This window comes from Mycobacterium sp. NGS69, from assembly GCF_059812165.1.
Genome location: NZ_JCALCD010000012.1, coordinates 1 through 24821 on the forward strand (window position 1 = coordinate 1; position 24821 = coordinate 24821).

Annotated in this window: 27 protein-coding genes; 11 read left to right on the plus strand and 16 right to left on the minus strand. The window is 69.7% G+C overall.

Annotated elements, in window-relative coordinates:
- Window positions 1-27: 27 nt before the first annotated feature.
- Genes AC5Y2S_RS26350 through AC5Y2S_RS26360 form a run of 3 tightly spaced genes read right to left on the minus strand, consistent with a single transcriptional unit; the run spans window position 28 to window position 2115 of the window.
- A complete protein-coding gene (locus AC5Y2S_RS26350) occupies window positions 28-456 on the minus strand; it encodes a hypothetical protein (protein WP_499959388.1) in 429 nt (142 codons plus the stop codon).
- 3 nt (window positions 457-459) lie between these two features.
- Window positions 460-1755 carry a cytochrome P450 gene (locus AC5Y2S_RS26355; RefSeq protein ID WP_499959389.1) on the minus strand — a complete coding sequence of 432 codons (1296 nt, stop codon included), beginning with the start codon at window positions 1753-1755 and terminating at the stop codon, window positions 460-462.
- Between the two features lie 12 nt (window positions 1756-1767).
- Window positions 1768-2115, minus strand: a complete 348-nt coding sequence (locus AC5Y2S_RS26360) for an MmpS family transport accessory protein (protein WP_499959390.1) — start codon at window positions 2113-2115, stop codon at window positions 1768-1770.
- A gap of 75 nt (window positions 2116-2190) precedes the next feature.
- On the opposite strand from AC5Y2S_RS26360, the gene AC5Y2S_RS26365 reads away from it, so the two are divergent.
- A complete protein-coding gene (locus tag AC5Y2S_RS26365) occupies window positions 2191-3276 on the plus strand; it encodes an NAD(P)H-dependent amine dehydrogenase family protein (protein ID WP_499959391.1) in 1086 nt (361 codons plus the stop codon).
- Between the two features lie 113 nt (window positions 3277-3389).
- Window positions 3390-5180: a DUF7159 family protein gene (locus tag AC5Y2S_RS26370; RefSeq protein WP_499959392.1), complete on the plus strand. Its 1791-nt coding sequence runs from the start codon at window positions 3390-3392 to the stop codon at window positions 5178-5180.
- Window position 5181: 1 nt separating this feature from the next.
- Here the strand turns inward: AC5Y2S_RS26370 and AC5Y2S_RS26375 are convergent, their stop codons facing one another.
- The 3 genes from AC5Y2S_RS26375 to AC5Y2S_RS26385 all read right to left on the minus strand — a co-directional run bounded on the left by AC5Y2S_RS26375 (window position 5182) and on the right by AC5Y2S_RS26385 (window position 7735).
- Window positions 5182-5586 carry a hypothetical protein gene (locus AC5Y2S_RS26375; RefSeq protein ID WP_499959393.1) on the minus strand — a complete coding sequence of 135 codons (405 nt, stop codon included), beginning with the start codon at window positions 5584-5586 and terminating at the stop codon, window positions 5182-5184.
- 72 nt (window positions 5587-5658) lie between these two features.
- Entirely contained in the window at window positions 5659-6765 is a 1107-nt protein-coding gene (locus tag AC5Y2S_RS26380) for a class I SAM-dependent methyltransferase (RefSeq protein WP_499959394.1), read from the minus strand.
- 13 nt (window positions 6766-6778) lie between these two features.
- Window positions 6779-7735, minus strand: coding sequence for an SDR family oxidoreductase (locus AC5Y2S_RS26385; protein WP_499959395.1), 957 nt, complete (start codon window positions 7733-7735; stop codon window positions 6779-6781).
- A gap of 89 nt (window positions 7736-7824) precedes the next feature.
- Here AC5Y2S_RS26385 and lnt point away from each other — a divergent pair, with 89 nt between their 5' ends.
- From lnt to AC5Y2S_RS26400, 3 genes are all read left to right on the plus strand, one after another.
- Window positions 7825-9273 (plus strand): apolipoprotein N-acyltransferase, encoded by a 1449-nt coding sequence (gene lnt / locus AC5Y2S_RS26390; RefSeq protein WP_499959514.1) that lies wholly within the window; start codon window positions 7825-7827, stop codon window positions 9271-9273.
- Window positions 9270-9989, plus strand: coding sequence for an SHOCT domain-containing protein (locus tag AC5Y2S_RS26395; protein WP_499959396.1), 720 nt, complete (start codon window positions 9270-9272; stop codon window positions 9987-9989). The genes lnt and AC5Y2S_RS26395 overlap by 4 nt, the downstream gene beginning before the upstream one ends.
- Before the next feature lie 82 nt (window positions 9990-10071).
- A complete protein-coding gene (locus AC5Y2S_RS26400; protein ID WP_499959397.1) occupies window positions 10072-11205 on the plus strand; it encodes a PE family protein in 1134 nt (377 codons plus the stop codon).
- Here the strand turns inward: AC5Y2S_RS26400 and AC5Y2S_RS26405 are convergent.
- The 8 genes from AC5Y2S_RS26405 to AC5Y2S_RS26440 form a co-directional block, all read right to left on the minus strand.
- A complete protein-coding gene (locus AC5Y2S_RS26405) occupies window positions 11202-11492 on the minus strand; it encodes a hypothetical protein (protein WP_499959399.1) in 291 nt (96 codons plus the stop codon). The two genes, AC5Y2S_RS26400 and AC5Y2S_RS26405, sit on opposite strands and share 4 nt — an antisense overlap.
- Before the next feature lie 37 nt (window positions 11493-11529).
- Window positions 11530-13071 carry a multicopper oxidase family protein gene (locus tag AC5Y2S_RS26410; RefSeq protein ID WP_499959400.1) on the minus strand — a complete coding sequence of 514 codons (1542 nt, stop codon included), beginning with the start codon at window positions 13069-13071 and terminating at the stop codon, window positions 11530-11532.
- Window positions 13068-13475, minus strand: a complete 408-nt coding sequence (locus tag AC5Y2S_RS26415; protein ID WP_499959401.1) for a hypothetical protein — start codon at window positions 13473-13475, stop codon at window positions 13068-13070. Before AC5Y2S_RS26415 ends, AC5Y2S_RS26410 begins: the two co-directional genes overlap by 4 nt.
- Window positions 13476-13477: 2 nt before the next feature.
- Window positions 13478-13846: a DoxX family protein gene (locus tag AC5Y2S_RS26420; RefSeq protein WP_499959402.1), complete on the minus strand. Its 369-nt coding sequence runs from the start codon at window positions 13844-13846 to the stop codon at window positions 13478-13480.
- Between the two features lie 108 nt (window positions 13847-13954).
- The gene (locus AC5Y2S_RS26425; protein WP_499907576.1) at window positions 13955-14428 is read right to left on the minus strand and encodes a MarR family winged helix-turn-helix transcriptional regulator; all 474 of its coding nucleotides are present in this window, start codon (window positions 14426-14428) and stop codon (window positions 13955-13957) included.
- 44 nt (window positions 14429-14472) lie between these two features.
- Window positions 14473-15111 (minus strand): NAD(P)-dependent oxidoreductase, encoded by a 639-nt coding sequence (locus AC5Y2S_RS26430; RefSeq protein WP_499959404.1) that lies wholly within the window; start codon window positions 15109-15111, stop codon window positions 14473-14475.
- A gap of 93 nt (window positions 15112-15204) precedes the next feature.
- Complete coding sequence (locus AC5Y2S_RS26435; RefSeq protein ID WP_499959406.1) at window positions 15205-15828, minus strand: MBL fold metallo-hydrolase; 624 nt, start codon at window positions 15826-15828, stop codon at window positions 15205-15207.
- Window positions 15828-16913 (minus strand): S-(hydroxymethyl)mycothiol dehydrogenase, encoded by a 1086-nt coding sequence (locus AC5Y2S_RS26440; protein ID WP_499959407.1) that lies wholly within the window; start codon window positions 16911-16913, stop codon window positions 15828-15830. Before AC5Y2S_RS26440 ends, AC5Y2S_RS26435 begins: the two co-directional genes overlap by 1 nt.
- A 133-nt stretch (window positions 16914-17046) precedes the next feature.
- On the opposite strand from AC5Y2S_RS26440, the gene AC5Y2S_RS26445 reads away from it, so the two are divergent.
- The 3 genes from AC5Y2S_RS26445 to AC5Y2S_RS26455 all read left to right on the plus strand — a co-directional run bounded on the left by AC5Y2S_RS26445 (window position 17047) and on the right by AC5Y2S_RS26455 (window position 19526).
- Window positions 17047-18066, plus strand: coding sequence for a methyltransferase domain-containing protein (locus AC5Y2S_RS26445; RefSeq protein WP_499959516.1), 1020 nt, complete (start codon window positions 17047-17049; stop codon window positions 18064-18066).
- On the plus strand, window positions 18066-18890 hold the full coding sequence (locus AC5Y2S_RS26450; protein ID WP_499959408.1) for a serine hydrolase domain-containing protein: 825 nt from the start codon (window positions 18066-18068) through the stop codon (window positions 18888-18890). Before AC5Y2S_RS26445 ends, AC5Y2S_RS26450 begins: the two co-directional genes overlap by 1 nt.
- 123 nt (window positions 18891-19013) lie before the next feature.
- The gene (locus AC5Y2S_RS26455) at window positions 19014-19526 is read left to right on the plus strand and encodes a DUF3145 domain-containing protein (protein WP_067160110.1); all 513 of its coding nucleotides are present in this window, start codon (window positions 19014-19016) and stop codon (window positions 19524-19526) included.
- On the opposite strand, the gene AC5Y2S_RS26460 is transcribed toward AC5Y2S_RS26455, so the two are convergent.
- Entirely contained in the window at window positions 19507-20427 is a 921-nt protein-coding gene (locus tag AC5Y2S_RS26460) for a diacylglycerol kinase (RefSeq protein WP_499959410.1), read from the minus strand. The genes AC5Y2S_RS26455 and AC5Y2S_RS26460 overlap by 20 nt on opposite strands.
- Window positions 20424-22004 carry an FAD-binding oxidoreductase gene (locus AC5Y2S_RS26465; RefSeq protein WP_499959519.1) on the minus strand — a complete coding sequence of 527 codons (1581 nt, stop codon included), beginning with the start codon at window positions 22002-22004 and terminating at the stop codon, window positions 20424-20426. Before AC5Y2S_RS26465 ends, AC5Y2S_RS26460 begins: the two co-directional genes overlap by 4 nt.
- A 47-nt stretch (window positions 22005-22051) precedes the next feature.
- On the opposite strand from AC5Y2S_RS26465, the gene AC5Y2S_RS26470 reads away from it, so the two are divergent.
- The 3 genes from AC5Y2S_RS26470 to AC5Y2S_RS26480 are packed head-to-tail and all read left to right on the plus strand — an operon-like array spanning window position 22052 to window position 24819.
- Window positions 22052-22621: a TetR/AcrR family transcriptional regulator gene (locus tag AC5Y2S_RS26470; RefSeq protein WP_499907590.1), complete on the plus strand. Its 570-nt coding sequence runs from the start codon at window positions 22052-22054 to the stop codon at window positions 22619-22621.
- On the plus strand, window positions 22609-24147 hold the full coding sequence (locus tag AC5Y2S_RS26475) for a glycerol-3-phosphate dehydrogenase/oxidase (protein WP_499959521.1): 1539 nt from the start codon (window positions 22609-22611) through the stop codon (window positions 24145-24147). The genes AC5Y2S_RS26470 and AC5Y2S_RS26475 overlap by 13 nt, the downstream gene beginning before the upstream one ends.
- Window positions 24148-24189: 42 nt before the next feature.
- Window positions 24190-24819, plus strand: coding sequence for a TetR/AcrR family transcriptional regulator (locus AC5Y2S_RS26480; protein ID WP_499907592.1), 630 nt, complete (start codon window positions 24190-24192; stop codon window positions 24817-24819).
- Window positions 24820-24821: the final 2 nt, after the last annotated feature.

Here is a 24821-nt window from a genome sequence, read left to right on the forward strand (position 1 = left end):
AGGGGAACGCGAGAAGAAGGCGAGGGGCTACCAGCGCACCAGCGAGAAGGGGTAGGTGTTCACCCCGCCAGGCGACCCGCCGCAACCGGTGGCGAACGTCGACTCCACCTGGCCCTGCAACGTCACCGCATCCCACGAGTACACGTCATGCGAGGGAAGGAACTGCACCACGCAGCGCACGCCGTCGGGGACATCGACGGCCAACGTGTAGCGGCCGTCGGACAGAAAAGCATTCCCGTCGTAGGGCGCCGCCTGCCCGTTGGGTTGCGGAACCGCCGAAACATGAACGCATCCCGCTTGGCCGTCGACGCACTGCCGAACCGACCACATCCAGATGTGGCCGGGATCGCGGTTGGTGTCCACCTTGTAGTTGCCCAGCGTCATGCCCGCGTGGGCGCTCGGCGCCAGCGCCAACGCGGCGACGGCGAACACGACGCTTACCGTGAGTCTCTTCACCGTTCAGCTCCTTGGCGTCCACGCGACCGGCAACCTCTTGATGCCGTGGATGAATTGCGACAGCAGCATCGAGGGTTCTTCGACCGCGACGATGTCGGGGATCTCGCGGCGCAATTCGTCGAACGCGACCCTGATCTCGCGGCGGGCCAGGTTGGCGCCCAGGCAGAAATGGGCGCCGCCGCCGCCGAAACCGAGATGCGGGTTGGGGTCGCGCGCCACGTCGAACATCCACGGGTTGGCGAACTTTGACTCGTCGCGGTTGGCCGAGTTGTACCACAGCGCGGCCTTGTCGCCGGCCCTCATCGTCACGCCGCTCAGCTCGATGTCGCGGGTCAGGGTGCGCCGCATGTAGACCACCGGCGAGGCCCACCGCACGATCTCCTCGACCGCGGTGGCCGCCAGGCCGTCGTAGTCGGCCCACCACTTGTCCCGTTCGTCGGGGTAGCGCGACAGCGCCAGCACCCCGTGGCTGATCGCGTTGCGCGTCGTCTCGTTGCCCGCGACCACCAGCAGGATGAAGAACGACGCGATCTCCTGCGACGTGAGCCGCTCGCCGTCGACCTCGGCCTCCACCAGGCTCGTGGTCAGGTCGTCGTGATGGTTGACGCGGCGATCCTCGGCCAGCGCGGTGGCGTAGGCGCCGATGTCCATCGAAACCTGGGTGAATTCCTCGAAATCGGTCGACAGGTCGGGGTCGCCGAACCCGAGAATGACGTTGGTCCAATGGAATACGCGCTGATGGTCCTCCTCGGGGATGCCCATCATGTCGCAGATGATCTGCAACGGCAGGGGACCGGCGAGCTCGCTCACCAGATCGGCCTCGCCGTTGGGATGATTGGCGATCAGCCCCGCCACCAGTCGGTGCGCCCGCTCGCGCACCGACGCCTCGATGCGCGCCACCACCTTCGGGGTGAACGCCCGGCTGACGATCGAGCGCAGTCGCTGGTGTCGCGGGTCGTCCGTCACGATCATCGAGCCGAAATACTCGGCGAGCTCCGGCATCTGGTCGCCGATCGTGATGCCGCCCGCGGAGCTGAAGACGTCCGGATGACGGCTGGCGTAGTGCACGTCGTCGTGCTTGGTCAGCGCCCAATACCCGTTGCCGGCCTCGAACCCCTCGTACTCGACGGCGGGCCAAAACGAGAGCGGCGCCTCGCGGCGCAGGGTCGCGAAGGCGCCGTCGCGGTAGTCGTCGTCGAACCCCCAGAACTCGAGCGACTCGAGGTGAATGTCGGCCAGCGGAATCTCGGGCGGCGGCGCCCCATTTGCGCGAGTCGCGATACCTGTCCTAAGTGGCACGGCCGGCCGTTATCAGTGCGTACACACGGTTCGGGCCGGCGTCCCCGTCGTCGCCGTCGCGTCGCTGACCACGTTGCCGTCGAGCTTGATCTTGCACGAGATGGGGCCCGGCCCCTGGGCGCTGAGCGCGAACACCTCGCCGCCGAATCCGGTGAACTGGGTCGACCAGGGCAGTTTGACGTTCACCGCGTGCTGCTGGCCGTTGTCGGATTGGTAGGAGATGTATTCGGCGACGGCCGGGCCGCTCACCTCGTAGATGACCCTGGGGTTCTCGGGGATCGCGCTCGCTACGCCGCACCCGTTTGCGAGCGCGACGCCGATCGCCAACAGGACCGCGGGCCCGCGCAGATGACTGATCATGGTTTCCCATCGTGTCACCACAAACATCGCCTGGTCTATAGGGTGAACCGGGGGCTGATGCTCAGGAAGGTGTGTATGTCGGGACACGACCCAAAGCGCGTGGTGGTCTGGGGCACCGGATTCGTCGGCAGCATGGTGATCGCCGAGATCGTCAAGCATCCACTGTTCGAGTTGGTGGGCGTCGGGGTCAGCAACCCCAACAAGATCGGCCGCGACGTCGGCGACATCTGCGGGCTGCCCGAACCGGTGGGCATCATCGCCACCGACGACGTCGACGCGCTGATCGCGCTGCGGCCCGACGCGCTGGTGCACTACGGCCCGACGGCGATGCACGCCGACGCCAACATCGCGCTGATCACCCGGTTTCTGCGGGCCGGCATCGACGTCTGCTCGACCGCGATGACGCCGTGGGTCTGGCCGACCATGCACCTGAACCCGCCGAACTGGATCGAGCCCATCACCGAGGCGTGTGAGCTGGGCGGATCGTCGTGCTTCACCACCGGCATCGACCCGGGTTTCGCCAACGACCTGTTCCCCATGACCCTGATGGGCGTCTGCTCGGAGGTGCGCCGCGTGCGCGCGTCGGAGCTGCTGGACTACACCAACTACGAGGGCGACTACGAGGTCGAGATGGGCATCGGCCGCGAGCCCGAATACAGCCCGATGCTGGAAAACTCCAGCGTGCTGATCTTCGCGTGGGGCGCCACCGTGCCGATGATCGCGCACGCGGCGGGCATCATGCTCGACGAGATCACCACCACGTGGGACAAGTGGGTGACGCCCACCGAGCGCACCACGGTCAAGGGCGTCATCAAGCCCGGGCACGTCGCCGCCGTCCGGTTCACCATCAACGGGATCTACAAGGGCGAGACGCGCATCCAGCTCGAGCACGTCAACCGGATCGGCAACGACGCCGCGCCCGACTGGCCGTCGGGCCACGACAACGACGTCTACCGGGTCGACATCGAGGGGACGCCGAGCATCTTCCAGGAGACCGCGTTCCGGTTCACCGACGGCTCGGGCCGCGACCCGGCCACGGCCGGGTGCCTGGCCACCGGCATGCGGGCGCTCAACGCCGTGCCGGCGGTCAACGACCTGCGCCCGGGCTGGGTCACCCCGCTCGACCTCCCGCTGATCGCGGGCGCGGGCTCGATTCGCTGAGGGCACAGCGACGGCTGTGTCGTTATACAGCTCACGCATAGCATGCGCTGAGACTGGCTATAGCTTGTGGCGGCACGATGGGGGTGCTGCTGAACGTGGGGATTGGTGGATAGATGGTCGATACAGCTAGGCCCGCGCTGGGCCTGTCGATTGGGTCCACCAACCTGGCGGCCGTGACCGCGGACCAGGCGATCATCCGCAAGCCGGTCCTCACGCTGTATCGCCAACGCCCGCCCGAGGTCGGCGTGCCCTCGGAAAACCCCAGGCTCGACGAGCCCGGCCTGATCATCACCGGCTTCGTGGACCGGATCGGGGACCCGGTGGGAATCGTGGCCGCCGACGGGTCCGTGCACCGCAGCGACGCGTTGATCGCCGACGCGATGCGCTCGCTGGCCTACGCCGCGACCGGCGGGCGCCCGCTGCCCGAAAGCATCGCGGTGACCTATCCATCCCATTGGCCCGAAAAGACAGTGGAGACCACGGGGGCCGCGCTGAGTCGAGTGGTCGAATGGTCGGATCCCGGCCGACCGCTGGTGCTGGTGCCCGATGCCGCGGCGACGCTGTTCGCCGTGCGGGCGGATCCGGGCATACCGGCGCGCGGCACCGTGGCCGTGTGCGATTTCGGCGGCAGCGGCACCAGCATCACGCTGATGGACGCCGCCGGCGATTACCAGGCCCTGGCCCCGACCGTGCGGCACCGCGACTTCTCCGGCGACATGATCGACCAGGCGTTGCTGACCGCCGTCATGGCCAATATGGCGAACACGGGGTCATTCGACCCGTCCGGCACCTCGGCCATCGGCGCGCTGGGCCGGCTGCGGGCCGGGTGCCGCGTCGCCAAGGAGCAACTGTCGTCGAAGACGGTGACCACCCTGCCCGACAGCGCCATCCGACTCACCAGGATCGAACTCGAGGAGGCGATCCGCGGAGCGCTGACCAATTTCGTGGCGGCGCTGGACGAGACCTTGCGACGCAACAAGATTCGCGACCTCGTCGCGGTGGTCTCGGTGGGCGGCGGAGCGAACATCCCGGCGGTCACCACGACGCTGTCGGGACATTTCCGCGTCCCGGTCATCACGACGCCGCGCCCCCAACTGGCCGCGGCCACCGGGGCCGCCCTGCGGGCCGCGCAGCCCCCGGGGCACAACATCGCGACCGCGCTGAGCCCGGCCGCGCCGGCAACGGCGACCGCGATGGCGCCGCTGGCGCCGCCGCCTCCCCGGGTCTGGCCGACTCATGGCGCCGGCGGGACCGCGACGGCCCAGGCGCCCGCGCCGGTGATGATGCCCGCGGTGGCCTGGTCGCAGGCCGCCGGCCAGTCGCCGGTCCCGCCCGCCGGAGTCGGCGGCACGTCGGCCCGCCCGGCGCTGCAGTTCGAGGAGGCCGAGGGGCCACCCGCGGAGCGCAAGAACTCGATCATTCCCTGGCGCCGGCTGCCGCTGGTGGCGGTGATCGGCGCATTGATCGCTATCGCGCTGGTGGGCACCGCACTCGCGATCGGGCTGGGCTCCGGCGACAAGCCGGCGACGACGCCTGGCGGCAAAACGACTCCGGCGGCCCCGGCGCCGCCCCCGGCGACCCAGTCGCCGCCCCCGCCTTCGGGCGTCGACACCAACCCGCCCGCGGCGCCCCCGGCCGCGACGAACGCACCGCCGCCCGCCCAAGAACCCACCGAGGCACCGGCTCCGCCGGCCGCCCCGCCCGCGGCGGCCCCACCGCCCGAGCCGGCGGCCCCACCGCCCGCCCCGGCCCCACCTGCTGCGCCGCCGGTTCCGCCGATCCCGCAAATCCCGCAAATCCCCGCGATCCCGCCGATCCCGCGGATCCCGGGGATCAACGCGCCGATCCCCGGGTTCCCGGAAATCCCGACGCTACTCGGCGAACTCGCCTCGCACGGTCGCTGAATCAGCTTCCGGTTGGACGCTTTTCGCCCTTGTTCTCCTGGGCCGCGGCCTTCTTCAGCTCCTCGTTGAGGGCCTTGTCCTTTTCGACTTGTTCCTGGTAGGCCTCGGGGTCCTTGCCTTCGTCCTGCTGGTCCGACGGGGCGCCCTCGGGCGACTCGGATTTCGGGTTGCCGTCCTCGTCCAGCCAATCGTTGACCGCGGTGCCCGTCACCATCGCGGCGGAACCCGGCAGCACCAGGGTGGGGCGGTCCTCGTAGGCCGTCATCATCTCGGCGGCCTTTTCCTTGTGCTCCTCGTTCGGCTCCGGCTTCTCGGTTTGCTGCCGGTCGCCTTCATTGCCCGACTCCTGGTCGGTGGCCCGCTGGTCTTCTTCCTGGCCAGTCTCTTTGTCGTCCTGCACGCTCATGCACGTACCCCCTTGGAGTCGCAGCGACTATCCCCGGGGGTTACCCGCTGCGGCGGCGTGCCGAAACTCTCGTCACTGCGATCGGCCGCGCTTGACCAGCACCACCGTGGCGATCGGAATCCGCATGGCCTGCGGCGCGCTTGACAGACGTCCAGCAACGGCGCTCTCCAGCTGTTCGACGAAAGCGACCGCGCGCGGGTCGCCGGAGCCGCCGTTCAGCCCGCCCACCAGGGCCGGGAAGAGCGCGGCCCGCGCGAAGGCCGCCCATTGCGCGCCGAAAGCGTTTGCGTCGTCGTCAATTTGGAGGCGGGCCCAGAATCGGTCCTCGGCGTTGAACATCTCGAGATGCTCGATGGTCAGGCCCTCAAACCGCCCGCTCGGCGCGAACGGGGCGCGAAAGTCCTTCTCGCTGCGGGCGAATGTGGGGATGGCCATGCGGCGCCGCTCGTCCTCGTCGAGCAGGCCGTCGCGCGCCTGATCGGCCAGCGCCGCGACGATGGCGTCGAGCAGCGGCCGGAAGCCGGACGTGCCGTCGTCGTCGACGCCCGATGTCATCACCACCAGCCGCCCCTCGGGAACCAACTCGCGGCCCCGGAACGCGACGAAGTCGTTCCAGTCGACCGCGGCCTGATTCGCGTAGGCGGCGCGGGCCGCGTCGTCACTGCTGTAGCCCACGTGCACGTGATCGTGCAGCTCGCAGGGGATTCGGCTCACCCACTGGGTCGCCCACGACGTCCAGCCGAGGTTGACCGTGTTCGACGGCAGGATCTGGCCGTAGAACGACCGCCCGATCGCCGAGGCGAAACTCGTTGTGTCCGTGTGCAAATAGCTGTCCGGGTCGTCGGACAGGGTCCGAAACAGCGCGGTGAAGTCGTTGTCCGGCACGTCGGTGTGCGCCACCAGGATCGCGTGGTCGTGGCGGGTGCGCCGGCGCAGCGTCGCGATGCCGGCCGACATCGGCTTGAGCGAATTGTGCCCGTTGGCGGTGCCGTAGTCGGCGATGACGATCGGCTGGGGCGGCGCGGGGATCGGCACCTGCTCGGCGGCGCGTTCGAACAGCGCGATGCCCTGGGCCAGGCCGGCGGCCTGCAGCCGGGATGACTGGGTGTAGGTCGCGCTGTCCGTCGGCTCTGGCCGGACCACGATGCTCGACTCGGGCATTCGCCGTTCCGGCCGCATGCATCAACGATAGTCAGTTCGGCCCGGGATAGCTGACTCCGGTGAGCTGCTCGGACAGCTCCCACAGGCGCCGGCAGTCGTCCTCGTTGCGGGCGAGCTTGGGCACCCTGGCCAGAGCGACCCCGCCGCCGGCCAGCTCCTGGAACCCGCGGGGCCCGTAGAACGCGCCCCCCTCGGCGTGCGGCGCGGCGGCCGCGTACAGCGCCGGCAGGATCCCCGCGTCGATCTCCTGCCACAAGAACGGGGTGAAACGCCAGGACGCCTTGTACAGCCGCTCCATCAGCGCGGGCCGTTCGCGGCCGTGCGAGGGCCCGGCGATCTGCAGGTTGGTTTTCGTGAGGCCGGGGTGCGCGGCGTTGGACACGATGCCCCAGCCGCCCGCGCGGCTGCGCCGGTCGAGCTCGAGCGCGAACATCAGCACCGCCAGCTTCGACTGGCCGTAGGCCGACATGGCGGCGTAGGACTTCTCGAACTGCGGGTCGTCGAAGTGGATCTTGCCGCTCTGGCGGGCCGCGAGGCTGCTCAGCGAGACGACGCGGGCGCCCTTGGCGGCACGCAGCAGCGGCAGCAGGTGGCCGGTCAGCGCGAAATGCCCGAGATGGTTGCTGCCGAACTGCAATTCGAAGCCGTCGGCGGTGGTGTCGCGCTCCGGCGGCGTCATGACGCCGGCGTTGTTGATCAGGATGTCGATGGGGCGGCCCTCGGCGTTGAGCTGTTCGCCCAGGGCGGCGACCGACGCCAGGGACGACAGGTCGAGGGCCTTGATGGTCAGCTTGGCGTCGGGAACCGTGGCGCGGATTTCCTCGATCGCCTTTTCCCCTTTGGCGCGGTTGCGGATCGCCATCACGACGTCGGCGCCGGCCGCCGACAGGCGCCGGGCGAGCCCGAAGCCCAGGCCGCTGTTGGCCCCGGTGACGATTGCCAGCCTGCCCGACAGGTCGGGAACCGTGGCGACGAGATCGTTGGCCATGCGTATCACTCCTTGGTCGGTGTCAGCCCCGTCCTAGTCTGCTCTTTGTGTCGCGGTCAGCGAACCCCTGCGGCAATCTGGTCGCCGCGTTGGTGCTCGGCGCGCTGCCCGCGCTCGCCTTCCCCGCGCCGACGTGGTGGTGGCTGGCCTGGGTCGGCCTGGTTCCGCTGCTGTTGCTGGTGCGGGCGGCGCCGTCGGGATGGGCGGGCGCGGTGCGGGCCTGGTGCGGTGTCGCCGGGTTTGTGCTGGCCACCCAGTACTGGCTGGTGACGAGCATCGGCCCGGTGCTGCCGCTGCTGGCCTTCGGGGTGGGTGCGCTGTGGCTGCCGTGGGGGTGGCTGGCGCATCGGTTATTGTCGCCGCCCGTCGGCGCCGGGCGAACGGTCGCGGCCGTGGTGGTGCTGCCCAGCGCGTGGGTGTTGGCCGAAGTCGTGCGGTCCTGGCCGCCGCTCGGCGGTTCGTGGGCGCCACTCGGCGCGTCGCAGGCCGCGCAGCCCGTGGCGCTGGCGTCGGCGTCGTTGGGCGGGGTGTGGCTGCCGAGTTTCCTTGTGGCGGCGTGCAATACGGCTGTGGTGGGCGTGCTGGTGCACCGGGGCGCTTTGGGCCGTGTGCTGGCGCTGGGCTGCGCGGCGGCATGCGTCTCGCTCGGCCCTTTGTGGTATCTGCTGGGCCCCGCGCCGGCCGGCGGTGCGACCGCGCGCGTGGCGCTGGTGCAGCCCGGCGACATCGCCGACTCCGGCTCTCGCGAGGCGGCGAGCGAGGCGCTCACCGCGAGCCTCGCCGGCGCGCGGCTCGATCTGGTCGTCTGGGGTGAAAGCAGCGTGGGATCCGATCTCGGCGGCCATCCGGAGGTGCTGGCCCGGCTCACCGACCTGTCGCGGCGGGTGGGCGCCGACCTGCTGGTCAACGTCGACGCGCCCGCGCCGGGCGGCGGGATCTACAAGTCGGCCGTGCTCGTCGGGGAGCGTGGAGTGTTGGGCAGCTACCGCAAGACCCGGCTGGTGCCGTTCGGCGAATACGTCCCGCTGCGACCGCTTTTCGGCTGGATCACCCGGCACAGCCGGGCCGCCGCCGAGGACCGGCAGCGCGGGAGCGGCACCGTGGTGCTGCGCGCGGGCGACCTGCCGATCGGGCCGCTCGTCAGCTACGAGACCCTGTTCTCCGACTTGGCCCTGCGGGAGGCGCGACTGGGTGCCGGGCTGCTGGTGTATCAGAGCTCCACGTCGTCGTTCCAGGGCAGTTGGGCGCAGCCGCAGCTGGCCGCTCAGCCCGCGGTGCGCGCCGTCGAGGCGGGCCGGCCGGCGGTGCACGTCGGGTTGTCGGGCGACAGCTCGGCCTTCGACGCGCGAGGCCACCGCCTGGCCTGGTGCCCGTCGGGATTCCGGGGTGTGACCGTCGTCGCGGTGCCGTTGGGGTCGACCGTCACGCCCTACCAACGGCTGGGGGACTGGGTGCCGGTGCTGGCGTTGGTGATCCTCGTCGGCTTTGCGGCTTTTCGCTCGCATCGCCTGGCCCGCGGTGCCACACTGCCTGGATGACCAGCAGACGGCTCGCGAAGGCCTCGCTGTCCGCCGCCGTCGCGCTGATGGTCGTGTCGGTGGGCGGCTTCATCGTCGCGCTGGTGCTCAACGCGTTCTTTCTGGACAAGTACAACGCCTACGGCGAGGTGCCGATCCCGGGATCGAAAAGCCTGTACCTGCCCGCCGGCGAGGTCACCGTCAGCCTGCACACCGTCGTCGTCGGCAGCCCCAACGGCGGCCTGCCGGTACCGCCGCTCGGGGTCACGATCGCGCCGCCCGAGGGGGTGGCGCAACCGGCGGTCAACGAAAACATCGGCAGCACAACGACGGTCAACAACGACGCGCACGTGCGGGTGTGGGTGGCCCAGATTCCCGTCGCCGGCACCTACAACATCACGACCGACGGCCAGGTCAACGGATACATCAACCCGCGACTGGCCTTCGGCCACAAAAGTTCCTACGGCTTTCTAGTGTGGTTGTTCGTCGGCCTGTTCGTGGTGGGACTGGTCGATTCGATTCTGTCGGGCATGTGGCTGTCCCGCACCCGGCGCAAGGCGGTGGTGGCGGCCAACCCGTTCTACCAACCGCCGGCGCCCGTGTCCGTGCCGATAGAACCCGGCGACGAGGGGGTCCGCCTCGAGCGGCTCAAAACGTTGGCGGCGCTGCGGGATTCCGGCGCGTTGACGCCCGAGGAGTTCGAGGCCGAAAAGCGCCGGATCCTCGACGGGCACTGATGGGCCCGAACCCTAGGATGCGCGGCCCAACCGCGATACGATCCGCCCTAAGAGTTTGGCCGTGGGGTTGGAGAGGTGGCTCGTGTCAGATGTGACCGCGACGCCGCAGGTGATGGCGGCCGCGGCCGGGGACTTGGCCTCGGTGGGGTCGACGATCAACGCGGCCAATTCGACCGCAGCAGCCGGGACCGCGGGAGTGGAAGCTCCGGGTGGCGACGCGGTGTCGGCGTTCGTATCGGCGCTGTTTTCCGCGCACTCGAAGGCCTACCAGGCCGTCGGCGCCCAAGCGGCTTATTACCACGACCAGTTTGTGCAGGTCCTGCGCGCGAGCGCGGGAGCGTATGCCAGAGCCGAGGCCCTCAACGCGTCGCCGCTGCAGAAGGTGCAGGAATTCATCGGCGCGGCCAGCCAGAGTCCCGCCGGCCATCTGATCGGCAACACCGCCCACGGGGCGATCGATGCCGCGCAACACGGCGGAACCGGCGGCCCGGTGGTCGGCGGTGGCACCACCGCGCCCGTCGGCGGCACCCACGCGGGCGGCGGGGCCGCCGGAAACGGTCAGTCGGCGGCGGCCGGTGGCCCAGCGGGCGGCACTGCCGGGGGCGGCGGCGCCGTCACCGGTGATGGCGGCGGGCCCAGTGGCGGCGGTGGATCATCAGCCGCGGTCGCTGATCCGGGTGGCGCTGGGGTCGTCAGCGTCGGCGGAGCCACTGCCGCGGCGGCTGCCCCGGCCGCTTGGGCACCGGCGGGGCCGGCCGCGCCATTCGTGCCGGGCGTCGCGGCGGCGCCGGCGGCGCCCGCCGCCATGGCCCCCGCCTACCCGGTTTCGCCGATGTTCGCGGGGCTGGGCGCGGAGGGTGTCAGCGGCCACGCCGCGGCCGTCGGTGGCCTGGGTGAACCGGTGGCACCGGCGGCCTCCGCCGCGGCGCCACCGCCGGCCGCCCCGGCCATACCGACGGCACCCAAGGCGCTACATCAGGGCGGCCCGTCGCACCCCGGCGACCACCCGAGCGACTCGGACCGCGACAAACCGGCAATGCCCATTCCCGTACCGCCGCTTCGGCTACCGAGGCTGCGGGGGTTGCGCGGAAAGCTGCGGTTGGGGCTTCGGGACAGGGAAGAGTGGCGCAACGAACTTCGCGAGGCCGCGATCAGCAAGCCGTGGGGGCGCGAGGAGCTTCTGGGCGCCCTCGGCCTTCGCCCGCCCGGGAACTAATGACTCGCTGAACCGCCAGGCACTGCGGTGGCTCGCAGCAGTCCGCGTAGCCGTGGCGCGTCGGCGCTGTACGCGTAGGCGCCGAGCCAGGCGGTGAGCTTGGCCGTGAGCTCGGAAGGCATCGACGCACGCCGCTGTGCCATAGTTTGCAGCGCCGTGTCGATCGCGGCGTAGCACTCGCCCGAACCGATCGCGGCGTAAAACCGATTGCGGTCGCGGTCGGTGAGTAGAGGGCCGACCGCATCAGCCAGTTCCCACGCCAGGTCGCATTCGGCCCTATCGTCCACGCCCTCAATCTTCGTCGGCCCGAGCCGTTTCGGCGACTCAGAGCGTGACGAAGTCGGCCATCATGGCCATGTCCTCGTGCTCGAGGTTGTGGCAATGCACGAGGTACGTTCCGCGGTAGTCGGTGAATTGGACGGCGACCTCCACCGCCCCGGACGGCGCGACATCGACGGTGTCCTTCCATCCGCGGTCGTAGCGGCCGGGAGCCCTGTTGTTGCGCGAGAGCACCTGGAAGTGGTTGAGATGTAAATGGATCGGGTGCCGGATGTCTGTGATGAAGCGCCAGATTTCGACATCACCCAGGCGCGGCGTGGCCAGCGGAACCCCCGGCTTGTACGGCTTGTTGTTGATGGTCCAGATGCCGGCGCGGCCCTGTCCGAACAGGAAGGTGCGGGTGGCCACGGCGCGACCGGGCTCCAGCGAGGCGTAACTTTCGCTGAGTTTCTCGGGAATCGTCGTTTCGTCCGATCGGTCGGTGCCGACGATGTCGAAGCGCATGATCTCCGAGGCGGACTGTGTCCCAAGCGCATTGGTGAGCCGCACCCGGGTTCCCGCCGGGTAGCGGGAGAAGTCGACGACGAGGTCGAACCGTTCGGCCGGGGCGAGGTCGACCGCGTCGTGGTTGATCGGTGCGGCCAGCAGGCCGCCGTCGCTTCCTATTTGAGTGAACGCGGACCCGCCCGGCGGCGGCGGGTCGAGCTGCAGCCGGTACCGGCGCGCGTTGGAGGCGTTCAGCACCCGGAATCGGTACCGTGCGGGGTCGGTTTCGAGCACCGGCCAGGGCGCCCCGTTGACCAAGACGACGTCGCCGAGCACACCGTTCATGTAGGGGAGGGCGACGTCGCCGTCCTCTGTGGTCGGGTACTGGAACGAGCCGTCGGCGCCAAACGACCGGTCGGTGATCATCAGCGGTATGTCGCGGTGCCCTTTCGGTAGTGGCAGCGCGTCCTCTTCGTCGTCGCGCACGATGTGGAAACCGGCGAGCCCGCGCCAGACGGCCTGGCCGGTGTAGCCCATGCGGTGATCGTGATACCAGAGGGTGGCCGCGCGTTGCTGCATCGGGTAGACGTATTCACGCTGTCCGACAACGGAATCGCGCGACGTGTTGTGCATGCCCGGGTGGCCGGCCGCGGCGTGCGCCGCGTGCGGCTCGATGAGGTCGAGCGGGTACCCGTCGCTGTCCGGCGGGGTGTGACCGCCATGCAGGTGCACCGCGACCGGAACGGGCAGCGCATTGTGATGGCGGATCGCGGTTCGCCGGCCCGACCGCGACTCGATTGTGGGTCCGGGAAACGTGCCGCCGTACGTCCACGCTTGCGTGGTCAGTCCGGGCAGTATCGCCAAGTCGGCGACCCGCTGGGTGATGGTGTAATAGTCCGTCGCGCCATCGGTTTCGTCGGGGGCGAGCCGAGCCGGTATGGGCAGCGGCACCCGAAAACGTGGCGGCAGCGGCGCGCCGCTCGCCAGCAGCGCGCCCGGCTCGGCGGGCCCCAGCGCTGATTGCGCGGCCGGCAACGCGGCGCCCACGACGCCCACACCCGCGGTGAGCAGGCCCGCGCGCAGCACGGCGCGGCGGTTCATCGCGTCGCCCCGAGGTCCGCGACGCCATGCCGCGCCGGCAGGGGCATACGCCAGATCATCGTCACCAGTTGGACGATCCCGGCGACCAACAGCACACCAAGCGGGATGTGCAGGGCGGTGAGGCGCAGTTCGCCGGTCGCGAACTCGGCGACGAGCAGCAGGGTCTGCACGAGGCCCGCAAAGAAGGGGCCGCGACGGTGGGTGCTGCGCCAGACCCACGCCAGGATCAGGATCTGCACCGCGGAGGTGACGGTGATCGCTCGGGCGCCGAGCGCGTGCAGCCGCAGCGCGTCGTATTGGCCGCCGAGGAAGTTGCCCGCCAAAATCGCCTGCGTGAGCGCCCAGGCGACCATCAACGCGGTGCTGAACCGCGCCAGCAGCAATGGTGCACGCGCGGCCCGCATGTTCACAAGACCCCCGGGTGGGCGGCGATCGCGGACGTCAGGGCGACGCAGTTGAGCGCGAGCAGGAACGCGCCGAACATCATCTGGCCGGTGATGTCGTGGGCAAGCACGTGGGTGTAGACCGCGCAGACGAAGAAGATGACCAGTCCCGCCGCCGCCGCGATCCCGATGGCCGGAACCCACAGGCCGACAACGAGTCCCACGGTGCCCAGCGTCTTCAACGTGCCGATGGGAAACCTCAACCACGAGACCGGCACGCCCGCGCTTGCCATCCCCGGAAGAATCGGCGCGAAGTGAACCAGCGCCGCGACGCCGGAAAATCCATCGAAGGCGATCGCGGTGAGCGTTATGACGAGATATGCGGTGTGCACGTCGCTCTCCTATCGGAGCAATTAATCACGAATGATGATCATCATCATATGTGACAATAATGCGCGACGCCAGACCCCTTGAGGTCCGAGTGGTGGGGCGCCCGGTGATCAGGCCAAGTGCGGGTGGATTCCCGGGATGAGCCCCGCCCCGGCGGCGACCCGCTGCAAAAGTCCCCGCAGCGTGGCCCGCTCCTTGGCGGACAGCGGCGCGGCGATCTCGTCTTCGAGCTCACGGCCCTGGTCGTCCAGGGCCGGCAGCAGGCGGCGGGCCTTGGCGGTGAGCGTCACGGCCACCGCGCGTCTGTCGTCGGGATGGGTCAACCGTTTGGCCAGCCCGCGTTGCTCGAGGCCGTCGATGACCATGACCATGGCATTGCGGTGAATGCCGAGGCGCTCGGAAAGCTCGCGCTGCGACTGCCCGTCGGAACTGGCCAACGCCACCAGCACCGCATACGTGCGCGGGTCGGCTCCGATCGGCGCCAGCCGGCGCTGGAAATCGCTGCTGACATGGGCGCCCAGCTGCGAGAGCAGAAATGGGATCCGTTCGTCGAGTTCGGTGATGCCGGAGCCCTGTTCAGTCATTGGCCAAGGCTAACATCGGCCAGGATTGTCACGGGTCAGGATAATCAATACGCCACGCCGAGCGGCTGCCGGATCGTCCGTGCCGATCCCAGAGCGTCGAGCATGGCGTGCGCAACGTCCGCCCTCGAGATGGCCGAGCCGCGGGCCACGTTGGCGCCCACCACCGTGCGGTAATTGCCGGTGAGGGGTTGGTCCACGAGCCGGGGCGGACGCACGACGGTCCAGTCGGTTTCGCTTTGCTGCAGGAGGGATTCCGTCTCGGCGAGGTCGGCATAGACGTTTCCCAGGACGGTTTTCAGCACAGGGAGCAACACCCAGCGCGTCGTCAGGCGCTCGCCCTCGGCCGTCGGGCCCACCGGCAGCGCGCTGACGGCGACGAATCGCTTTGTCGAGCAGGCGTTCATCGCCGCCAGGATCGCGCGGGTGCTGCTGCTCACGACGGGGCCGTCTTTTCGTCCACGCGGGCCGAGGGCCGACAGCACGGCGTCGCTGCCGCGGATCGCGGGGACGAGGGTACCCGGATCGTCCAGCGCGGTGACGGTGACGACGTCCAGCGCTGGATCTGTCATGCCGAGCCGGCCGGCATCCCGTACGACGGCGGTCACGCCGTAACCGCGTCCCAGCCCTTGCTTTACGACCTCGCGGCCGACGCCGCCCGTCGCCCCGAACACCGTGATCTTCATGCTTCGTCTCCTCGTTGCCGACGCAAGATTATCACTAATCGTGACAATATACGAGTATGACGAAATTGACCGGTTTGATGTAAGACGCTGGACCTAGTGGCCGCGCGCCACCCACTCCTCGTAGTGCACGATCTCGTCGCCGATGGTGGTGCTGTCGCCGTGACCGGTGTGTACGACGGTGTCGCCGGGCAGCGTGCCGAGGCGCTCGGAGATGGACTGCAGGATCGTCGGGAAATCGGAGTACGAGCGGCCGGTCGCGCCGGGACCGCCGGAGAACAGGGTGTCGCCGCTGAACACGACGCCCAGGTCATGCGAATACCAACACACGGATCCGGGGGAGTGGCCCGGGGTGTGCAGCGCCCGCAGCTCCGTCCCTCCCACGCTCAGCGTCAGGCCGTCGGAAATGGAGCGGAAGTCTTTGTCCGGGTGCGTCATTCGCCACAGCACCTCGTCGGCCGGATGTAGCAGCACCGGTGCGTCGAGCGTCTCGCCGAGTTCCGGCGCGACCGTCACGTGGTCGTTGTGGCCGTGCGTGCACACCACCGCGACGACGTGGCGGCCACCCACGGCCTCGACGATCGGCGCCGCGTCGTGCGCGGCATCGAACACCACGACATTGGAATTGTCGCCGATCAGCCAGATGTTGTTGTCGACTTCCCAACTGCCGCCGTCCAATTCGAACGTGCCGTGGGTCACCACCCGATCGATGCTCACCATCAGAGCACCACCACCGAACGCAACACCTTGCCGCCATGCATCTTGTGGAACGCTTCCTCGACGCCGTCGAGCCCGATGCGCTCGGAGACGAACTTGTCCAGCGGCAGCCGGCCCTGCAGGTACAGGTCGATCAGGGTGGGGAAGTCGCGCTCGGGCAGGCAGTCGCCGTACCACGACGACTTCAGCGACCCGCCGTGGCTGAAGAAGTCCACCAGCGGCATGTCCAGGCGCATGTCCGGCGTCGGAACACCAACCAGCACAACGGTTCCCGCGAGATCGCGGGCGTAGAAGGCCTGCTGCCAGGTTTCGGGCCGGCCCACGGCGTCGATCGCCACGTTGACGCCGAAGCCGTCGGTCAGATCCTGGATCGTCTTCACCACGTCGAATTCGCGGGCGTTGATCGTGTGGGTGGCGCCGAACTTGCGGGCCAGGTCCAGTTTCGTGTTGTCGGTGTCGACGGCGATGATCCGCCGGGCCCCGACCAGCGCGGCCCCCGCGATGGCGGCGTCGCCCACACCGCCGCAACCGATCACGGCGACGGTGTCGTCACGCGTCACCGCCCCGGTGTTGATGGCGGCGCCGATCCCGGCCATTACGCCGCAGCCCAGCAGGCCGGCGACCGCGGGGTCGGCCTGCGGGTCGACCTTGGTGCACTGGCCGGAATGCACCAGCGTCTTGTCGGCGAACGCTCCGATGCCCAGCGCCGGCGTCAGTTCCGTGCCGTCGGTCAGCGTCATCCTCTGTTCGGCGTTGAACGTGTCGAAGCAATACTGCGGCCGGCCGCGCTTGCAGGCCCGGCACTGCCCGCACACGGCGCGCCAGTTCAGGATCACGAAGTCGCCCGGCTCGACGGCCGTCACGCCCGGCCCGACCGCCTCGACGCGCCCGGCGGCTTCGTGGCCCAACAGGAACGGGTACTCGTCGTTGATGCCGCCCTCGCGGTAGGTCAGGTCTGTGTGGCAGACCCCGCAGGCGATGACGTCGACCACCGCCTCGCCGGGTCCGGGGTCGGGGACGACGATGTTGACCAGCTCGACGGGTTCGCCCTTCTTGCGTGAAATGACTCCGCGCACTGTCTGACTCATGGCACCAACCTACTGACGGGGGTAATGCCTCGCGCAATTGGCCGCCCGCCCAGTGAAAAGACCCGGTGTAGCGTCGCTGGATGTGACAGCACCAGAGAAGATCTCCGAAACCACAGAGGAATTCGCAGGGCGAATGGTCGCCGCCATCGACGGCGCGAGCCTGACCCTCCTGCTGAGCATCGGGCACCAGACCGGCCTGCTGGACACGCTGGCCGGGATGCCGCCAGCCACCAGCGCACAGATCGCCGAGGCCGCCGGCCTCAACGAACGCTATGTGCGGGAGTGGCTGGCCGGCATGGTCACCGGGCACGTCGTCGAGTACGACCCGGCCACCGCCACCTACACGTTGCCCGCGCATCGGGCGGCCGCCCTCACGCGTGCCGCCGGCCCGCACAACCTTGCCCTGGTAGCCCTGTTCATCCCGCACCTCGGCGAGGTGGAGCAGAAGATCGTCGACTGCTTCCGCGCGGGCGGCGGGCTGGCGTACAGCGAATTCCCGCGCTTCCACGCGCTGATGGCCGAGCAGAGCGCCGCGGTGTTCGACATCGCGCTCGTCGACGTCGTGCTGCCGTTGGTCGACGGCCTGCCCGATCGCCTGCGCTCCGGGGCCGACGTGGCCGACTTCGGCTGCGGCAGCGGACACGCGATCAACGTGATGGCACAGGCGTTCCCGGCGAGCCGGTTCACCGGCATCGACTTCTCCGACGAGGCGATCGCGAACGGCGTCGCCGAGGCGGCTCGCCTCGGCCTGACCAACGCGACTTTCGAGGCGCACAATCTGACCGACCTGGACAAGCAAGACGCCTACGACGTGATCACCACGTTCGACGCCATCCACGACCAGGCGCAGCCGGCGCGGGTGCTCGAGAACATCTACCGCGCGCTGCGGCCCGGCGGGGTTTTCCTGATGGCCGACATCAAGGCGTCGAGCCGGCTCGAGGAGAACGTCGACATCCCGATGAGCACCTACCTCTACACCGTGTCGCTGATGCACTGCATGACGGTGTCGCTGGCGCTGGACGGCGTCGGGCTGGGCACCGCGTGGGGGACGCAGCTGGCCACCTCGATGCTCGCCGACGCCGGATTCGACGACGTCCGGGTGACCGAGGTCGAGGGCGATCCGATCAACAACTACTACATCGCCAGGAAGTGATGTCGGCCCTCGAGCGCATCGCCGACTGGCCGGTGGCGGCCGCGGCCGCCGCGGTCGTCGGGCCCGCCGGAGTGCTGGCCAGCTACGGCGACGCCGGGCGGGTCTTCGAGCTGGCCTCGGTGACCAAGCCGCTGGTGGCCCGGGCCGCGCAGATCGCCGTCGAGGAGGGGGTCGTCGAGCTGGACACCCCGGCCGGCCCGCCCGGCTCCACGGTCCGGCACCTGCTGGCGCACGCGTCGGGCCTGGCGATGCACAACGATCGGGTGCTGGCCAAGCCGGGCACCCGCCGGATGTATTCAAATCAGGGCTTCACCGTGCTGGCCCAAACCCTGGAGGCGGAGTCGGGGATCGAATTCGGCCGCTACCTCGCCGAGGCGGTATGCGAACCGCTCGGCATGGCGACGACCCGGCTGAACGGCGGCGCCGCGGCCGCTGGGTTCGGCGCGACATCCACGGTCGCCGACCTGGCCACCTTCGCCGGCGAGCTGCTGCGCCCGGCCACGGTGTCGGCGGAGCTGCACGCCGAGGCCACGAGCGTGCAATTTCCCGGCCTGGACGGCGTCCTGCCCGGTTACGGGGTGCAGCGGCCCAACGACTGGGGCCTGGGTTTCGAGATCCGGGACGCCAAATCGCCGCACTGGACGGGGTCGCGTAACTCGGCGCGGACGTACGGACATTTCGGCCAGTCAGGCGGGTTTATCTGGGCGGATCCGGAGGCGGACCTGGCACTGGTGGTGCTCACGGACCGCGATTTCGGCGACTGGGCGCTCGAGCCGTGGCCTGCGCTTTCAGACGCAGTGATATTTGACCACTCCGCACACTAGCGCAACAGGGGCATCAGAGGGCACAATAGACACGCAGGACACAAAAATTTACATGCATCCCGCTTGCACGGGTCCACCAGGTCGTTGGGGAAGACGTCCCTCGTGGAACCGAAGGAGCAGGAGATGCGTGCGTCGAATCAATTTGCCGACGTGACGACTGGCGTGGTGTACGTCCACGCCTCGCCCGCGGCGGTGTGCCCGCATGTCGAGTGGGCGTTGTCGTCGACCCTGCAGTCCAAGGCCAACCTGGTCTGGACGCCGCAGCCGGCGATGCCCGGGCAGCTGCGCGCGGTCACCAACTGGGTCGGGCCGGTGGGCACCGGCGCCCGGTTGGCCAATGCCCTGCGCTCCTGGTCGGTGCTGCGGTTCGAGGTCACCGAGGACCCGAGCCCGGGGGTCGACGGCCAGCGGTTCAGCCACACCCCGCAGCTCGGTCTGTGGAGCGGGTCGATGAGCGCCAACGGCGACGTCATGGTCGGGGAGATGCGGCTGCGGTCGATGATGGCCCAGGGCGCCGACTATCTGGCCGCCGAGCTGGATTCCGTGCTGGGGACGGCGTGGGACGAGGCGCTCGAGGTGTATCGCGACGGTGGCGACGCCGGGGAAGTGACCTGGCTCAGCCGGGGCGTCGGGTAGGCCGCAGGATCCGCGCCGCGGCGGGAACCGCGGAAATCTCGGCGGGCAGCGCGCAGGCGAAGTCGCCGTCGGCGTAGACGTTGATGCCGGGGCACTCGACGTGGATCGTCTTGGCGCGCGCGGTGGTGACCTCGTCGAGGTCGACGTGCGTGCCCTTCATGACGGTGGGGAACAGGCGGACCAACTTCGTGCGCGACGCCGAATGCGCCATGGTGATGTCGAGCAGGCCGTCGGTGGGGTCGGCGTTGGGACAGATCAACAGGCCGCCGCCGTAGCTGCGGGTATTGCCGAAGGCCGCCAGCGTGATGTCCGCGTCGATCTCCTGCGTGCCGTCGAGCACCATGCGGAACGGCAAGAGCCGCAGCTGCGACAGCTCGGCCAGCATCGCGATGTAGTAGCGCAACCGCCCGTGCGGCCAGGTCATCCGGTTGGCGCGGTCGGTCACCAGGGAGTCGAAGCCGGTGGCCGCGACGGTGCCGAACCACTTCTCGGTGTCGTCCCATTGGATCCGGCCGAGGTCGATGGTTTCGGTCCAGCCGTCGGCGACGACGTCCGCGGCGGCCTCGGGATCCTTGGTGGGAATGCGGAATTCGCGGGCGTGGTCGTTGCCGGTGCCAGCCGGGATGATGCCCAGCGGAACGTCGGTGCCGGCCAGCACCTGCAGCGCGTTGGAGACGACGCCGTCGCCGCCGGTGACCATGACCGCGTCGGTTCCCCGTTCGATTTCGGTGGCGACGAGGTGGCGCGCGTCCTCGGCGTCGTCGCCGATGATCTCGGTGACCTGCACGCCGCGCTCGTGCAGCCGGGCGATCGCGACCTGCGCGGCGCGGATCGCGGCGCCGTGACCGGAGACGGGGTTGGTCAGCGCGGTCACTTTGCCGATCTCGCGCTTGGCGTTCACGGAATCAGCTTGCCGGGGTTGAGGATTCCCGCCGGGTCGAGCGTCGCCTTGACCGCGCGCAGGACCTGCACGCCCAGCTCGCCGACCTCGTCGCGCATCCAGGGCCGGTGGTCGGCGCCGACCGAATGATGGTGGGTGATTGTTCCGCCGGCGGCGACGATCGCGTCCGAGGCGGCCTTCTTGGCGGCCCACCACTGCTCGATCGGGTTGCCGCGCTGCCCGGCGACGACGGTGAAGTAGAGCGAAGCGCCGGTGGGGTAGACGTGCGAGATGTGGCACATCACCAGCGCGGGTGTGCCGGATTCGGCCAGCGCGCTGGTAAGCGCGTCGGTGACAGCGGCTTTCAGCCTCGGAACGTTCGACCAGTCGGTGGCGGTCTCGAGGGTCTCGCACAGCGCGCCGGCGGACAGCAGCGAGTCGCGCAGGTACGGCGCGGCGAACCGCCCGCGCTCCCAGGCCTGCGCCGGCGCTTCGCCCAGTGACGTGCCGCCCGTCGTCGCCAACAGTGCGCTGGTCTCGGCGTGCCGGCTCTCGACATGCTCCTTGGTGCCCTCGAACACGGTGATGCCCAGGCAGCCGCCGGTGATCTGGCTTTCGCCGATGGCCTCGGTGGTGGCGAGGTTGACCCCGGTCTCGATCTCGTCGGAGAGCCGAATGACGGTGGGGCCGGTGGCATCCTGGGTGACGGCGCGCAGGGCCGCGGCCCCGGTTTCGAAATCGGGGAACGACCACGCCTCGTAGCGCACGGCCTCGGGGATTCGGTGCACGCGCAGGCGCACCTGGGTGATGACGCCGAACGCCCCCTCGGAGCCGAGCAGCAGCTGGCGCAGGTCGGGGCCCGCGGCCGATTCCGGTGCGCGGCCCAGGTCCATCGTGCCCACGGGCGTGACCATCCGCAGGCCGCGAACCATGTCGTTGAACCGGCCGTAGCCGGCCGAGTCCTGACCGGAGGACCGTGTCGCGGCGAATCCGCCGATGGTGGCGTACTCGAAGCTCTGCGGGAAGTGCCCGAGCGAAAACCCGTGTTCGCCGAGCAGGCGTTCGGCGTCCGGCCCGGTGACCCCGGCCCCGAAAACGGCCTGGCCGGACACCTCGTCGAGATCGATGAGCCGGTCGAGGCGGCGCAGGTCGAGCGACACCACGGCGCCGAATTCGCCGCGGCCGGGGTCGAGACCGCCGACCACGCTGGTGCCGCCGCCGAACGGGATCACGGCGATGCGATGCTCGGAGCAATAGCGCAGGACCGCGCCGACCGCGTCGTCGTCTGCAGGGAGCAACACGGCGTCGGGGGCGTCCTGAACCCCGGTGTCCTTTCGGCGCAGCAGGTCGAGCGTGGACTTGCCGCCCGCCCGCAGCAGCCGATCGCGGCCATCGGTGCGGCAGTACTCGGCGCCCACGATGCCGGCCAGCGCCTCTTTGTGGGCGGGCGACAGGGCCGAGGGGCGCAGCTTCACCTGGTCGGCATCGATGTCGGGTAGGTCCGAATCCTGCAGTCCCACAGCCTGTTTCAGCAGCGAGCGAATGCCCTCGGAGAGCGGCTTGGCAGCGGCGGGATCCCCCCACGCGTTCCATTTCATCGGCGGGAGGAGTTGCTCGGCGTGCGTCATGCGTTACAGTATTACACATGCTGTCAACCAGTAACGCTCCGCCGGATACCCGCGACCGGATCCTGTCGGCGGCGGCCAGCTGCGTCGTGGACTTCGGGGTGGACCGGGTCACCTTGGCGGAGATCGCCCGGCGGGCCGGTGTCAGCCGGCCCACCGTGTACCGCCGCTGGCCGGACACCAAGTCGATAGTCGCGGCGCTGCTGACCCAGCGCATCGTCGGCGTGATGCGCGACGCGCCGCTACAGGGCGACGACCGGGAATCGCTGGTGCGACAGATCGTTACGGTCGCCGATCTGCTGCGTCACGACGAGCTGGTGATGTCGGTGATGCATTCGGAGCTGGCGCCGATCTACATCACCGAGCGCCTCGGGGCCAGCCAGCAGATGCTGATCGACGCCCTGGCCGAGCGGCTGCGCGCGGCCCAGCGCCACGGCAGCGTCCGTGCCGGCGATCCGCTACAGATGGCCACGATGGTGTTGCTCATCGCGCAGTCGACCATCCAGTCGGAACGCATCGTCCGCCCGATCCTCGATGCCGACGCGCTGGCCGCCGAGCTCGCGTACTCGCTGAATGGATACCTGTCGTGACGGCCTTGAACGCGGCGCGGCGAGCCGCTGATCTGACTGCACTCGCCGATGGGGCGCCGCTGGACATCGTCGTGATCGGTGGCGGCATCACCGGCGTGGGGATCGCCCTGGACGCCGCGTCGCGGGGGCTGCGGGTGGCGCTGGTGGAAAAACACGACCTGGCGTTCGGCACCAGCCGGTGGAGTTCCAAGCTGGTCCACGGCGGTCTGCGCTACCTGGCGACCGGCAACGTCGGCATCGCCCGGCGCAGCGCCATCGAGCGCGGAATCCTGATGACGCGCAACGCCCCTCATCTCGTCCACGCGATGCCGCAGCTGGTGCCGTTGTTGCCCTCGCTGAGTCACACCAAGCGCGCGTTGGTGCGCGCCGGGTTCCTGGCCGGCGATGGGCTGCGGGCGCTGGCGGGCACGCCTTCGTCGGTGCTGCCCCGGTCGCGGCGGATTTCGGCGGGGCGCGCCGTGGAGATGGCGCCCACGGTCCGGCGCGACGGCCTCGACGGCGGCTTGCTGGCCTACGACGGGCAGTTGATCGACGACGCCCGGCTGGTCACGGCGGTCGCGCGGACCGCGGCGCAACACGGCGCGCGCATCCTGACCTACGTCGCGGCCTCGGAGGCGTCCGGCACCTCGGTGCGGCTGACCGATCAGCGGACGGGGCAGTCGTTCGACGTGTCGGCCCGCGCGGTCATCAACGCGGCCGGGGTGTGGGCGGCCGAGATCGACGATTCGCTGCGGCTGCGGCCCAGCCGCGGGACGCACCTCGTCTTCGACGCTGGGGTGTTCGGGAATCCGACTGCGGCCCTTACGGTTCCGATTCCCGGTGAGCTCAACCGCTTCGTGTTCGCGATGCCCGAGCAGCTGGGCCGGGTCTATCTGGGCCTCACCGACGAAGACGCGCCCGGCCCGATTCCCGACGTGCCGGAGCCGTCGGCCGAAGAGATCACGTTCCTGCTGGACACGGTGAACACGGCGTTGGGCATGGCGCTCGGCACGGCCGACGTGATCGGCGCCTACGCCGGGCTGCGCCCGCTCATCGACACTGGCGAGGGCCGCACCGCCGATGTGTCGCGCGAGCACGCCGTCCTCGAGGCGCCGTCCGGCGTCATCAGCATCATCGGCGGCAAGCTGACCGAATACCGGCACATGGCCGAGGATGTCCTGGACTTCGCCGTCGGCCGGCGGGGGCTGAGCGCGGGCGGCTGCCGGACCCGTGACCTGCCGCTGATCGGGGCGCCGGGCAATCCCGGGTCGGGCGATCGGCTTTGCGCCGGATTGCCCGCGTCGCTGGTGGCGCGGTACGGCGCGGAGGCGCCCCACGTCATCGCGAGCGCGAGCTGCGATCGACCGACCGACCCCGTCGCGGAGGGCATCGACGTGACCCGGGCGGAGTTCGAGTACGCCGTCACTCACGAGGGCGCGCTGGGCGTCGGCGACATCCTGGACCGGCGGACCCGGATCGGGCTGGTGGCGCGCGATCGCGAGCGGGCGGCGGGCGTGGCCGAGGAATTCGTAGCGCGCGTCGGCTGAGGATATCATTGAACGGAACTAGCCCGTATCGTTAGGAACGTTATGAAGCCCGAAAGCGGCCAGGCCAGCGCGTCGAGCCGGACCCGGAGCCCGGGACGCCTGGATCGATCGCTGGACGCGGCCATCCTCGACGCGACCCTGGCCGGTGTCGCCGACGTCGGCTATGACCGGTTGAGCATGGACGACGTCGCGTCGCGCGCCGGCGTCGGGAAGGCGGCGATCTATCGTCGCTGGCCGTCGAAGGAGGTGGTGGTCGCCGATGCGATCGCGCATTGGCGGCGGCGGCTGGGACCCATCGAACCGCCCGACACCGGCAGCCTTCGTGGTGACATAGACGCGCTGGCTGCGGCCACTCCTGACCTGAATGACGCTGATACACATATGATTCGCGTGGTTGTCGGGGTGGCGACGGCGGCAATGCACAACCCCGTCCTGGCGGCCGCCCTGGACGACCTGGTGTTGTCGACCCCGCGACAGGTGGTCCGCGCGGTGCTCGACCACGCGGTGGCTCGCGGGGAAATTCCGGCCGGCCGCGACCTGAGCCTGATCCCCGACGTCGCGCTGGGCCTCAACGTGCTGCGGGTGATTACCGGACGGCCGATCGACCGGGTCTATGTCCGGCGCATGCTCGAAGACGTGATCTTGCCGATGGCCGGGGGGCCGGCGCCGTAGTT

Coding starts and splice junctions, on each gene's coding strand:
- AC5Y2S_RS26360 (WP_499959390.1), bottom strand. CDS start 2,115: ATGATCAGTCATCTGCGCGGGCCCGCGGTCCTGTTGGCGATCGGCGTC.
- AC5Y2S_RS26365 (WP_499959391.1), top strand. CDS start 2,191: ATGTCGGGACACGACCCAAAGCGCGTGGTGGTCTGGGGCACCGGATTC.
- AC5Y2S_RS26370 (WP_499959392.1), top strand. CDS start 3,390: ATGGTCGATACAGCTAGGCCCGCGCTGGGCCTGTCGATTGGGTCCACC.
- AC5Y2S_RS26375 (WP_499959393.1), bottom strand. CDS start 5,586: ATGAGCGTGCAGGACGACAAAGAGACTGGCCAGGAAGAAGACCAGCGG.
- AC5Y2S_RS26380 (WP_499959394.1), bottom strand. CDS start 6,765: ATGCGGCCGGAACGGCGAATGCCCGAGTCGAGCATCGTGGTCCGGCCA.
- AC5Y2S_RS26385 (WP_499959395.1), bottom strand. CDS start 7,735: ATGGCCAACGATCTCGTCGCCACGGTTCCCGACCTGTCGGGCAGGCTG.
- AC5Y2S_RS26395 (WP_499959396.1), top strand. CDS start 9,270: ATGACCAGCAGACGGCTCGCGAAGGCCTCGCTGTCCGCCGCCGTCGCG.
- AC5Y2S_RS26410 (WP_499959400.1), bottom strand. CDS start 13,071: ATGAACCGCCGCGCCGTGCTGCGCGCGGGCCTGCTCACCGCGGGTGTG.
- AC5Y2S_RS26415 (WP_499959401.1), bottom strand. CDS start 13,475: ATGCGGGCCGCGCGTGCACCATTGCTGCTGGCGCGGTTCAGCACCGCG.
- AC5Y2S_RS26425 (WP_499907576.1), bottom strand. CDS start 14,428: ATGACTGAACAGGGCTCCGGCATCACCGAACTCGACGAACGGATCCCA.
- AC5Y2S_RS26430 (WP_499959404.1), bottom strand. CDS start 15,111: ATGAAGATCACGGTGTTCGGGGCGACGGGCGGCGTCGGCCGCGAGGTC.
- AC5Y2S_RS26435 (WP_499959406.1), bottom strand. CDS start 15,828: ATGGTGAGCATCGATCGGGTGGTGACCCACGGCACGTTCGAATTGGAC.
- AC5Y2S_RS26440 (WP_499959407.1), bottom strand. CDS start 16,913: ATGAGTCAGACAGTGCGCGGAGTCATTTCACGCAAGAAGGGCGAACCC.
- AC5Y2S_RS26445 (WP_499959516.1), top strand. CDS start 17,047: ATGGTCGCCGCCATCGACGGCGCGAGCCTGACCCTCCTGCTGAGCATC.
- AC5Y2S_RS26450 (WP_499959408.1), top strand. CDS start 18,066: ATGTCGGCCCTCGAGCGCATCGCCGACTGGCCGGTGGCGGCCGCGGCC.
- AC5Y2S_RS26455 (WP_067160110.1), top strand. CDS start 19,014: ATGCGTGCGTCGAATCAATTTGCCGACGTGACGACTGGCGTGGTGTAC.
- AC5Y2S_RS26465 (WP_499959519.1), bottom strand. CDS start 22,004: ATGAAATGGAACGCGTGGGGGGATCCCGCCGCTGCCAAGCCGCTCTCC.
- AC5Y2S_RS26470 (WP_499907590.1), top strand. CDS start 22,052: ATGCTGTCAACCAGTAACGCTCCGCCGGATACCCGCGACCGGATCCTG.
- AC5Y2S_RS26480 (WP_499907592.1), top strand. CDS start 24,190: ATGAAGCCCGAAAGCGGCCAGGCCAGCGCGTCGAGCCGGACCCGGAGC.